General features: G+C 45.4%; 16 protein-coding genes and 3 tRNA genes. All 19 read left to right on the plus strand.

All coding sequences use genetic code 11. The annotated features are described in order from the left end of the window. Positions 1-1,050 (plus strand): DUF968 domain-containing protein, encoded by a 1,050-nt coding sequence (locus QUE34_RS07970; protein ID WP_042970853.1) that lies wholly within the window; start codon positions 1-3, stop codon positions 1,048-1,050. Between the two features lie 12 nt (positions 1,051-1,062). Then, positions 1,063-1,422, plus strand: a complete 360-nt coding sequence (locus tag QUE34_RS07975; protein ID WP_042966802.1) for a RusA family crossover junction endodeoxyribonuclease — start codon at positions 1,063-1,065, stop codon at positions 1,420-1,422. An 8-nt stretch (positions 1,423-1,430) separates the two neighbouring features. Beyond that, positions 1,431-1,973 carry a DUF1133 family protein gene (locus QUE34_RS07980; RefSeq protein ID WP_042966801.1) on the plus strand — a complete coding sequence of 181 codons (543 nt, stop codon included), beginning with the start codon at positions 1,431-1,433 and terminating at the stop codon, positions 1,971-1,973. A 314-nt stretch (positions 1,974-2,287) separates the two neighbouring features. Then, complete coding sequence (locus QUE34_RS07985; protein WP_000917767.1) at positions 2,288-2,485, plus strand: hypothetical protein; 198 nt, start codon at positions 2,288-2,290, stop codon at positions 2,483-2,485. Positions 2,486-2,609: 124 nt separating this feature from the next. Then, on the plus strand, positions 2,610-3,323 hold the full coding sequence (locus QUE34_RS07990) for a helix-turn-helix domain-containing protein (RefSeq protein ID WP_105268780.1): 714 nt from the start codon (positions 2,610-2,612) through the stop codon (positions 3,321-3,323). A gap of 26 nt (positions 3,324-3,349) precedes the next feature. Beyond that, positions 3,350-3,425, plus strand: a tRNA-Ile gene (locus tag QUE34_RS07995). Positions 3,426-3,432: 7 nt separating this feature from the next. After that, positions 3,433-3,509 (plus strand) — tRNA-Arg (locus tag QUE34_RS08000). 13 nt (positions 3,510-3,522) lie between these two features. Next, a tRNA-Arg gene (locus QUE34_RS08005) sits at positions 3,523-3,596 on the plus strand. Positions 3,597-3,992: 396 nt separating this feature from the next. After that, positions 3,993-4,406, plus strand: a complete 414-nt coding sequence (locus QUE34_RS08010; RefSeq protein ID WP_042966800.1) for a subtilase family AB5 toxin binding subunit — start codon at positions 3,993-3,995, stop codon at positions 4,404-4,406. 51 nt (positions 4,407-4,457) lie between these two features. Further along, positions 4,458-5,489: a S8 family peptidase gene (locus QUE34_RS08015; RefSeq protein ID WP_214677083.1), complete on the plus strand. Its 1,032-nt coding sequence runs from the start codon at positions 4,458-4,460 to the stop codon at positions 5,487-5,489. Between the two features lie 20 nt (positions 5,490-5,509). Beyond that, complete coding sequence (locus QUE34_RS08020) at positions 5,510-5,920, plus strand: subtilase family AB5 toxin binding subunit (protein WP_072034662.1); 411 nt, start codon at positions 5,510-5,512, stop codon at positions 5,918-5,920. A 335-nt stretch (positions 5,921-6,255) separates the two neighbouring features. Continuing rightward, on the plus strand, positions 6,256-6,648 hold the full coding sequence (locus tag QUE34_RS08025) for a putative holin (RefSeq protein WP_042966797.1): 393 nt from the start codon (positions 6,256-6,258) through the stop codon (positions 6,646-6,648). Beyond that, a complete protein-coding gene (locus tag QUE34_RS08030; RefSeq protein WP_042966796.1) occupies positions 6,638-6,913 on the plus strand; it encodes a phage holin family protein in 276 nt (91 codons plus the stop codon). Before QUE34_RS08025 ends, QUE34_RS08030 begins: the two co-directional genes overlap by 11 nt. Positions 6,914-6,915: 2 nt before the next feature. After that, positions 6,916-7,293: a M15 family metallopeptidase gene (locus QUE34_RS08035; protein WP_042966794.1), complete on the plus strand. Its 378-nt coding sequence runs from the start codon at positions 6,916-6,918 to the stop codon at positions 7,291-7,293. A gap of 70 nt (positions 7,294-7,363) precedes the next feature. After that, a complete protein-coding gene (locus QUE34_RS08040) occupies positions 7,364-7,645 on the plus strand; it encodes a hypothetical protein (protein WP_000271099.1) in 282 nt (93 codons plus the stop codon). Positions 7,646-7,865: 220 nt separating this feature from the next. Next, positions 7,866-8,225, plus strand: coding sequence for a DUF2570 family protein (locus tag QUE34_RS28565; RefSeq protein WP_157839756.1), 360 nt, complete (start codon positions 7,866-7,868; stop codon positions 8,223-8,225). Beyond that, positions 8,113-8,385: an Rz1-like lysis system protein LysC gene (gene lysC, locus QUE34_RS08045; protein WP_502877177.1), complete on the plus strand. Its 273-nt coding sequence runs from the start codon at positions 8,113-8,115 to the stop codon at positions 8,383-8,385. Before QUE34_RS28565 ends, lysC begins: the two co-directional genes overlap by 113 nt. A gap of 138 nt (positions 8,386-8,523) precedes the next feature. Then, entirely contained in the window at positions 8,524-8,820 is a 297-nt protein-coding gene (locus QUE34_RS08050; RefSeq protein WP_042966177.1) for a hypothetical protein, read from the plus strand. 156 nt (positions 8,821-8,976) lie between these two features. Then, complete coding sequence (locus QUE34_RS08055; RefSeq protein ID WP_042966178.1) at positions 8,977-9,450, plus strand: hypothetical protein; 474 nt, start codon at positions 8,977-8,979, stop codon at positions 9,448-9,450. Positions 9,451-9,453 lie beyond the last annotated feature (3 nt).

The following is a 9,453-nucleotide window of genomic DNA, read 5'->3' on the forward strand; positions in this document are numbered from 1 at the left end:
GTGCGGGTATTACTTCGACCTGTTCCGGTACCGGAACTCGGGCTGGTGGTCCTTAAGCCGGGGCGTGAATCCATGCAGGTATTCCATAACGGCAGGGTGCTGGTGGAGCCGGAACCGAAAAACATGCGCGGTATGCCGTCCGGAGTCGTTCCTGCCGTTCGCCAGCCGCTGGCGGAAGATAAAACATTGCTGCCGTTTTTCAGCGATGAGCGTGTGATTCGTGCTGCTGGCGGCGCTGGCGCACTGTCTGACTGGCTCCTGCGTCATGTTAAATCCTGCCAGTGGCCTCATGGAGACTATCACCACAGTGAAACCGTCATACATCGTTACGGTACCGGCGCAATGTTGTTGTGCTGGCACTGCGACAACCAGCTGCGCGACCAGACATCCGAATCACTCGGGCAGCTTGCTCAACAAAATCTGACAGCCTGGATGATTGACGTCATACGTCACGCAATAAGCGGTACACAGGAACGGGAATTATCGCTGGCTGAATTATCCTGGTGGGCGGTCTGCAATCAGGTGGCGGACGCGCTACCGGAGGCAGTATTACGTCGTTCTCTGGGATTACGTGCGGAAAAAATCCGCACGGTTTACCGCGAAAGCGACATCGTACCGGGAGAGCAGACCGCCACCAGCATACTGAAGCAGCGCACAAAAAATCTTGCGCCGTTGCCTCACGTCCACCAGCAACAAATCTCGCCACAGGAAAAGACGGTGGTCAGCATTGCCGTTGATCCGGAGTCTCCGGAATCTTTCATGAAGCGACCTAAACGTCGCCGTTGGGTAAATGAGAAATACACACGCTGGGTGAAGACACAGCCGTGTGCGTGTTGTGGTAAGCCAGCCGACGATCCCCATCACCTGATTGGTCACGGTCAGGGAGGGATGGGAACAAAGGCCCACGATATTTTTACGTTGCCGCTGTGTCGGGAGCATCACAACGAGCTTCATGCGGATCCGCAGGCGTTCGAAGAAAAGCATGGTTCCCAGATTGATTTAATTTTTCGTTTTCTTGATCGCGCCTTTGCAACCGGCGTGCTCGGGTAAAAGAGGTTACTGATGCGTATAGAGTTTGTTTTGCCTTATCCGCCGACGGTGAATACTTACTGGCGACGCCGTGGCAGCACATATTTTATATCGGAAGCTGGTAAGCGTTATCGCCGTGATGTGGCACTTATTGTCCGCCAGCAGCGGCTGAAATTAAATCTGCCCGGAAGGCTGGCGATAAAGGTTATCGCCGAGCCACCGGATAAGCGTCGTCGTGACCTGGACAATATCCTGAAAGCGCCACTGGATGCACTGACACATGCGGGACTGCTCATAGACGACGAGCAGTTTGATGAAATCAATATTGTGCGCGGTCAGCTCGTTCCTGGTGGGCGGCTGGGCGTGAAGATTTACAAAATTGAAAGTGAGTGAGCGTAAATATGATATACCCGGAAATTACAGGCAAAAGCGGTGAGCATTTACGCCTGAAAACGCTGGAAAGTGTCTGGCTCCAGGGGAAACTGCGTATGTGGGGGCGTTGGTCGTATATAGGTGGTGGCAAAACAGGAAATATGTTCAATCAGTTGCTGGCATCCAAAAAACTGACAAAAACCGCGATCAATGAAGCCATGCGCAAAATCAGGGAATCAGGGATTGATAAACCTGAACTGGAAGCATTCTTGCGAGAGATGATCGCTGGCAGACAGAAGAGCTGGCTGTCTCACTGTACTGATGCAGAGGCGTTACGCATTGATGGGGTGATAAGTAAAGCGCTCGCAAGTTATCCTGGATTGATTGATATCCTGCGGCAACGGTACGAAGGACGGGGGATGAGTAAACGAAAAATGGCTGAATTGTTGAATGAGGTTCACCCTGAGTGGTGCTATGCAACATGCCGCAATCGTATAGATATGTGGCTGAGAATAGCTGAGTTTATTCTATATCCACTGATGCGGGATGCATTTTCTTTTACTGACGCTTAGAGTCTGGAGGGCGTTTGTTGTTGCACGAAGAGAATTTCTGGTTGGTGGTAAGGCTTATGCAGTTTTAGAAAAAAATCTTGTATTTTTAGCCATAAACTGTTTCAATTCAGCTACGCTTCGCAAAGCTGCACCGCGAGGCGAATAGCAGACATGGACATTTGAAAGAGCCCGCTTTATGCGGGTTTTTTTTTATACCTGAAAAACGGCGCAGGACGTTAAACGCGCTGGTGGTTGCGAATACCGGTCTTTCAGCTTGCTGGCTTTTTCGACAAGAGTTATTTGTATGTCACGTAAACCAGAAAAGGGAAAAAGGCATGCTAAAACAGCAGGATATGACCGAAACTGCCAGAGTGGTGTTTAATGAATTAAGTGTCACCGAACCGGCGACCGTCGGGGAAATTGCGCAGAATACTTACCTTTCACGCGAACGCTGCCAGTTAATACTGACTCAGCTTGTTATGGCGGGTCTGGCAGATTATCAGTTCGGTTGTTACAGACGCCTTCCGCAGTGATGGTTTTTTTCATTTGCGGTAATGGGAGGCTGGTGGGTGTTAGCGGCACCTGTCAGTCCTTTGCTCATGTGTTGATGTGGGGCTATAATTAAACTAACCAATTGCTAATCAAAGTAAAATTATAATGGCTGTTGTCTGTTCAGTTATCATGGTTTGCTCCCCAATTAATATTTTTCTTGAAAAGGATACGTTGTCACTTAAGCCCGGCTCAGTCGTTCTGGCCACCAAATGCATCAGGGCGCTTTTCCTCATGCATTATGGCAAAGTTAAAATTGTCGATATAAGTGAATCCGTCGTAAGTCAATATCTGGAAAGTCAGCATAAGCTGACGAGGACTCGTCTGACTGACATTCCGCTTTACCTGTGGCTGGAACCCAACAATCCTGCGTTGGCTGCGGCTTTAATTACTGGCCAGAGATTTTCCGGAGAGACCACAGATATGTTTCTTATGATGGCGTGCCTGTCGCTGTTTGAATCAGATGAACGGATGTCATTATTTTTAAGTGGATGTTTATCCAGTATAAGCACCAAAGTCAGAGCGATAATTCAAACAGATATATCATCAAGCTGGACGCTTGGTGCGATTGCTCTACAGCTGCATATGAGTGAGAGTTTGTTAAAGAAAAAACTCAAGGGTGAAGGTCTCAGCTTCAGTGGTTTATTACTTGAAGAACGGATGCGGGTTGCTGTAAATATGCTATGTTCCCGATATGGATATGGACAGGCTGTAGCAGAAAAGTGCGGTTATTCAAGTAGGTCCTACTTTATATCTGTATTTCACCGCTATTATGGCCTCCCGCCAGACAGATATGTATCTATGCAAGGGCTTGATTTTTGATTTCATCTGATTATTATTTTCGATTCGGCCCTTTAGCTCAGTGGTGAGAGCGAGCGACTCATAATCGCCAGGTCGCTGGTTCAAATCCAGCAAGGGCCACCAGCACATACCGCCATTAGCTCATCAGGAAAGAGCACCAGCCTTCGAAGCTGGTTGCGCGGGGAGCGGGTCCTCGATGGCGGTCCATTATCGTTATTCAGCGTTGTTAGCTCAGCCGGACAGAGCAATTGCCTTCTAAGCAATCGGTCACTGGTTCGAATCCAGTACAACGCATTACACTTATTTTTTCAGGCTCGCTTTTGCGAGCTTTTTTGTATCCGCGCTACGCCTGGCGCATATCAACTAAATAGCCTTTCAGAGGGGCGGAGTGGTCAGCGTGACTTTCTCTGTGGGCATATCGCCCCCGGGAGTTTGCTCCCCCCGAAGGAACGTTACGATGTTTGGTATTTTTGGTAAAAAGCCCGCAGAGCGGTAACGGAAATTAAAGATAGAAAGCTATTTCTGAAAGCTTAAGGCGTAGTTGAAATCATGCTGATAATGCTATTGCCAATGGATGGATTTTAGAAAATTTACCATCGAAAATGTACGGGTACATGTTAAGCATAGTTAATTAACATGAACCAACTGGTGAGGTCTCTCATATATTTGTGAATATATTATGGAGTAACTATGAAGGTTTGGTCTGCACTCTTCTTGTCTATGTTAGTTTTTACCAGCCCAGCAAAAGCTGAATGGACTGGTGATAAAACTGAAGGAATGTATTCTGAAGTGATGATTAATAAGATCCACACAGGGCAATTTAATTCTTCTCCATATTTCTGTTTAGAGGCTGAACAGAGTGAAGACAAAACAATAAAAGCTTGTTTGTTAAGGAATGATTCTAAATGGCATCCGTCATTTGATACTCTGTATTTACAGACTATGTATTTTTATACGACTGGCGAACGAATTCGTTTATATTATGAGCCAAATGTATGGAATAATGAAGACTTTAAAAAATCTCTTACAAGTAATGCTTTAGTGGGATACTCTACTTGTAAAGAAGAAGCGTGCTTTGGGCCAATAAGAGAAAAAGATAAATAATTTCAATGACAATTTTTATGCTGTGCTGTTAATAGGTGGTGAGGTTTTATTATGAGGGTGCTTATTTTTTTAATATTGTCTTTATTATCAATAGATAATGTGATTGCTGTGCCTCAATGGTATTTTGATGTAATAGGTATAAATGACAAAGTGATGCATTATACTAATAAGAACTCTCCGGTTGCTGTTACAGTCGTTGATTCTGGAGTGGCTTTTGTAGGAGGATTAAGTGATGCAGAGTTCGCTAAATATAGTTACACTAAAGATGGCTCACCTTATCCAGTCAAAGGCGATGAAGCATTATATATCCATGGTACGGCAATGGCGTCAATTATCGCATCAAGATATGGAATTCTTGGAGTGTATCAGGATGCAATGATATCAAATAGACGTGTAATACCAAATGGTGTGACAGATTCTTGGATAAAAGCAATTGAAGCAGTATCTTTAAATAATAATTTATCACCCGGACAGGAAAAAATAATAAATGTATCTGGAGGGCAGAAAGGCAGTCATTCTGCTACTGCATGGACTGATCTATTAAGTAGGTTGGGAAAGGAAAATGATAAGCTTATAGTTGCAGCAGTTGGAAACGATGGAGCAGATATTCGAACAATAACTCCCGAACAGAGAATATGGCCGGCAGCATATCATCCATCCAGTAAAATCAATAAAAAGTTTGATCCAGTCATTCGGGTTGCGGCATTAGCTCAGTATACTAAATCTCAGACTCCATCATTACATAGTGGCGGCATTACTGGAAGTCGTTATGGTAATGGTTGGGTGGACATTGCTGCACCAGGGCAAAATATAAATTATTTGAAACCTGATAATACAATAGGTGTTGGTAGTGGGACTTCAGAAGCTACCGCGATAGTTTCAGGTGTTTTAGCTGCCATGTCATCATGCAACCCAAGAGCTACAGCTCAGGAGCTTAAAAAAACATTGCTAGATACTGCCGATCAATATTCTAGCCTCGCAGATAAGGTTACTGATGGAAGAGTTCTGAATGCAGGGAAAGCCATTGAGTCATTTTGTAAAAAAAACCGAGTTAATATATTAAGTTCGTCTGGGGAGTTGTGATTTTAATTATGGGGTACTCTATGTGTGTTAAAAGTATATTATTGGTGGTTGCTTTTTTTATTTCAAGTATAGCCAGAGCAGAATGGACCGGAGATAAAAAGGATGGAATGAACTCTGGGTTTGTTATCAATAAATTTCACGTGGGACAGATAGATCAGCGTCCATATTTTTGTATTGAGGCATCTAATAAGTATGGAAATACAACACGCGGTTGTTCTATAAAAGGGTTGTCAGTATGGGGGGCATCATATTCATTATTCTATAACCAAGCTTTGTACTATTATACCACTGGACAATTTGTAAGGATTTATTTTAGCCCTAACGAGTGGACTTATCAGCCTTTTAAGGATGCACTAACAGCCTCAGTTATTGTAGGTTTTTCAACGTGTATAACACGTGAACAGTGTTTTGGTCCTGACAGAAAAAAATAAAACCAATTTGCTTTTGGTTTATTTTATATCAAGTGTTTTCTGGAACGTGAGTGTTTTTTTATATTAGGTCATTTAATATGGCTAAGTGGTTAGTAAGTGAAAATGGATTAATTGGTGGGGGGGTGTAATAAACTTGAAGAATAAGTTGTGTTTAATGTCTTACGAATTGAATATCCATCGTTTGTATAATTATGACGTTTCCCCACAGACAAAGAATTCCAATACCTGATAAGCACATGTAGTTAATCTGGTTATCATATGATGATATATACAAATATTAAAATTTATAGTTTTCACATGCTATAAATTCCAAATATAGATATTGAGAGGTATTTATGTCTGAACCCTTATCCGGTTCCGGCACGGCTGCGGCGCTCGGCGGGGCGACGGTGTACGGGCTGTTTACCGGAACGGATTTCGGGATTGTGTTTGGTGCGTTCGCCGGGGCGTTATTTGTGGCAACGATGCCGCAGGCGCTTTCAGCCTGGCGTGTGGCGGCGCATTTTCTGGTGTCGTTCATTGTCGGCGTGCTGGGAGCGCGCGTGCTGTCAGCCTGGATAGCGGCAAAAACAGGTTATGACGGCACATCGGCAGATGCGCTGTGTGCGGTGCTGGTATCCGTGGTGTCGGTGAAGATTCTGTCGTTCATCCACCAGCAGGATATCGCATCACTGGTGTCCGGCTTGTTCTCCCGCCTGCGGGGTGGAGGAGGCGGCAATGTTAAGTAACCTTCCCGGATTGCTGAATGTGGCGTTATGCACGGTTATCGTGCTGACGCTCTTTTTTTATCGTCGCTGTGATTCCAGACATAAACCGCTGATGTCATGGCTGGCCTGGCTGCTGATGCTGCTTTATGCCTTTGCGCCACTCAGCTATCTGTGTGGTCGTCCGTTAGCGGCGAACTGGCTGGCGGTGGGGCTTAATCTGCTGTTCTGCGTGCTGGTGATTCGTGCACGTGGGAACGTTTCAAAAATCCTTTCATTCCGGAGGTGAGTATGTCGGGTAAATTCAGATTCAGCCGTCGGAGCGAGAAAAATCTGGAGGGCGTAAAACCACAGCTGGTTGCTGTCGTTCGCCGTGCGCTGGAGCTGACGGAGGTTGATTTCGGTATTACGGAAGGTCTGCGCACGAAAGAGCGCCAGAAACAACTGGTTGCAGAAGGCAAGAGCCAGACCATGAACAGCCGCCACCTGACCGGTGATGCGGTGGATGTTGTTGCCTGGGGTGGCAGCCAGGTGTCATGGGACTGGCCTCTGTACGAGAAAATCGCGCAGGCATTTAAGCAGGCAGCGAAAGAGCTGAATACCCCCATCGAATGGGGCGGGGACTGGCGGACGCTTAAAGACGGCCCACATTTTCAATTGAAGCGATAGCTTGCAAAACATACAGGGCCGCCATGAGCGGCTTTTTTATTGCTCAAAAAACGAAAGAACGGAGGTACGTATGTACGCACTGAAAAAAATTACCGTCACTGAAGATGGTCGCCAGGTTGAGGAAGTGCATGTCCTGGGGGATATGTATCGTCTGGAGTTCTATCCGCGTGACACTCACTTGGTAGCAAAAATTGAGTATTGCCGGGGCGGGGATATTCCATGTATTCCGGTAGAAAAAGAGGATGAGGCTTACATTACCACGCTGACCGGAGATACGGTGCGTTGTATCTGTCGCGGTGACAGTAAAGCCAGGAATGAAATAGCCAGATGCCGCACCCAGGGCAGTAAATAAAAAAACAAAACCCCGGCTGGGGGAACAGTCCGGGGTTTTTAGTTTTCACGCCTTGAAAGGAGCAAGGGAGAACCTGTGGTCGATTTTAGCAAATTGATTCGGGAGTTGCGACTAATGATTAAGCAATTACCAAACTGGAAATTCATCATGCTCTGGCTGGTGATGTTTATCGCCTCTGTTGGCTACCTGATTGGGCAGATTCGCTGGTGGTGATATGCCCATGAACTCTAAATTTAACTTTTTTGCAGTGTCTTCGTTGCTGGTGGTTGTAGCTGCTGGCCTGTATTACCGGGACGCATACCTTACAGAAAAGGCGCGGAGTGTCAGTAACGAGCTGGTGGTCTCAAACGTCCTTAAAACGCTTTCAATACAAAACTCAATCGCCGAGGCTAATCGCAATGCTCGTGAACAGATCACACAGGATGCACAGAGAGTCGCGCACGATGTCGCGGTGGCTGTTGCGGCTGATGATTGCGCTAACCAGCCTGTGCCTGCTGGTGCTGCTGACAGGCTGCGTGACTACGCGGACAGTTTACGTTCCCGTTCCTCACGTGCAGGTGCCGGACAGTCTGACCGCTGAAACACCTCAGCCGGAAATACCGCCCGGCAAAATACTCTGGAAGGAAAGCCTGACGCTTAACGCAAAACTGTTGGCAGCCCTGGAAATGTGCAACCAGGACAAGCGGGACATTCGACATTTTGATCAACAGCGTAACGCAGAATATCTTGCTGAAAAATGACGTTGGACACGCAGTCCGGAAAGAATGAAATTCTGCTTTTGTGGTTATTCAATAAGATAAATTCTTTCTTTTACCGAAAGTAATCAAATGTTGATCATCGCCCGGTGCGGCGACGGGCTTCGATATCGGGAGACGATGATGGAAAAAACAGAAAATAAACAGATTGTAATTGGTGCTGATGCTGCTCCGTTTAAGTTTGAGTTGTCTCAACTGGTGGAGATGCGCATCAGTGATGAATGGGGTGAGGTTAAAGCCCGCGCGCAGTATGCGGATGGCGAAAACCAGTACTTGATCCACTACAAAGCAGCTGATGGTCGCGCCACGACGGAGTGGTTTGGTGAGTCAATGCTGGAAGCAACGGAAGATGATCGCCATCCTGGCTGTCCGGTATTTGCTGGTATGAAATTGCCGGAAGGAGCGGTTGTTACTGAGTAACGGGCATTACAGCAGCCCTTCTGTGTGAGGGGCTGCGATAATGCCTGTTTTAAGGGGATTGCAACGTAATTACTGATTCCATACTAACTATTAAAATTGAGTGTCAATAGAGGTATTATTATGTCTCGTTTATGTTTTTCTGAGAGAATCAGTATTATGATTACATACGATGATATCAAGGCCAAACGAGATACTTTAAAAAAAACACAAAGAGAATATGTTCAAACAATCAGGCAGGCAGCGAAGCAGTTAATAGATAATTATAAAGCCTCACTGGATGTTTCTGGTAAGTTTTGGATAAATATTCTTGGTGAACAACAGGAATATGTGTATATAACACAAGGTGGAAATTATTGTGAGCCAGAAGATCTGATAGTAGAGCTTCATGGAGGGGGTCGTTTTTCCTTAGTGACAGTAATTGACGATGATCCAAGAGCATTTGTTTCAGTAAATAGCGATATTTCAATATATATCGAAAAAGAACATTTGACAGTATTTGTAGATGGATATGGAAGAAAAACATTCGATTATGTAGATTCTGAAAAGAAATTTAATGAAATAAGTGATTTCATCAAAGACAGTGTTCTCTTGTCTTTAGATAGATTAGATTTTATCAGTACTACTGAGTAATAT

The sequence above is a fragment of the Escherichia sp. KS167_9B genome, assembly GCF_030295215.1.
In the GTDB taxonomy this organism is placed as follows: Bacteria; Pseudomonadota; Gammaproteobacteria; order Enterobacterales; family Enterobacteriaceae; genus Escherichia; species Escherichia coli_F.

Excerpts from the sequence above, each read along its gene's own strand:
- QUE34_RS08020 (WP_072034662.1), top strand. The coding sequence starts at position 5,510 with ATGTGTGTTAAAAGTATATTATTGGTGGTTGCTTTTTTTATTTCAAGT.
- lysC (WP_502877177.1), top strand. The coding sequence starts at position 8,113 with ATGATTGCGCTAACCAGCCTGTGCCTGCTGGTGCTGCTGACAGGCTGC.
- QUE34_RS08035 (WP_042966794.1), top strand. The coding sequence starts at position 6,916 with ATGTCGGGTAAATTCAGATTCAGCCGTCGGAGCGAGAAAAATCTGGAG.
- QUE34_RS28565 (WP_157839756.1), top strand. The coding sequence starts at position 7,866 with ATGAACTCTAAATTTAACTTTTTTGCAGTGTCTTCGTTGCTGGTGGTT.
- QUE34_RS08015 (WP_214677083.1), top strand. The coding sequence starts at position 4,458 with ATGAGGGTGCTTATTTTTTTAATATTGTCTTTATTATCAATAGATAAT.
- QUE34_RS07990 (WP_105268780.1), top strand. The coding sequence starts at position 2,610 with ATGGCTGTTGTCTGTTCAGTTATCATGGTTTGCTCCCCAATTAATATT.
- QUE34_RS08025 (WP_042966797.1), top strand. The coding sequence starts at position 6,256 with ATGTCTGAACCCTTATCCGGTTCCGGCACGGCTGCGGCGCTCGGCGGG.
- QUE34_RS07985 (WP_000917767.1), top strand. The coding sequence starts at position 2,288 with ATGCTAAAACAGCAGGATATGACCGAAACTGCCAGAGTGGTGTTTAAT.
- QUE34_RS07980 (WP_042966801.1), top strand. The coding sequence starts at position 1,431 with ATGATATACCCGGAAATTACAGGCAAAAGCGGTGAGCATTTACGCCTG.
- QUE34_RS08010 (WP_042966800.1), top strand. The coding sequence starts at position 3,993 with ATGAAGGTTTGGTCTGCACTCTTCTTGTCTATGTTAGTTTTTACCAGC.
- QUE34_RS07975 (WP_042966802.1), top strand. The coding sequence starts at position 1,063 with ATGCGTATAGAGTTTGTTTTGCCTTATCCGCCGACGGTGAATACTTAC.
- QUE34_RS08040 (WP_000271099.1), top strand. The coding sequence starts at position 7,364 with ATGTACGCACTGAAAAAAATTACCGTCACTGAAGATGGTCGCCAGGTT.
- QUE34_RS08055 (WP_042966178.1), top strand. The coding sequence starts at position 8,977 with ATGATTACATACGATGATATCAAGGCCAAACGAGATACTTTAAAAAAA.
- QUE34_RS08030 (WP_042966796.1), top strand. The coding sequence starts at position 6,638 with ATGTTAAGTAACCTTCCCGGATTGCTGAATGTGGCGTTATGCACGGTT.
- QUE34_RS08050 (WP_042966177.1), top strand. The coding sequence starts at position 8,524 with ATGGAAAAAACAGAAAATAAACAGATTGTAATTGGTGCTGATGCTGCT.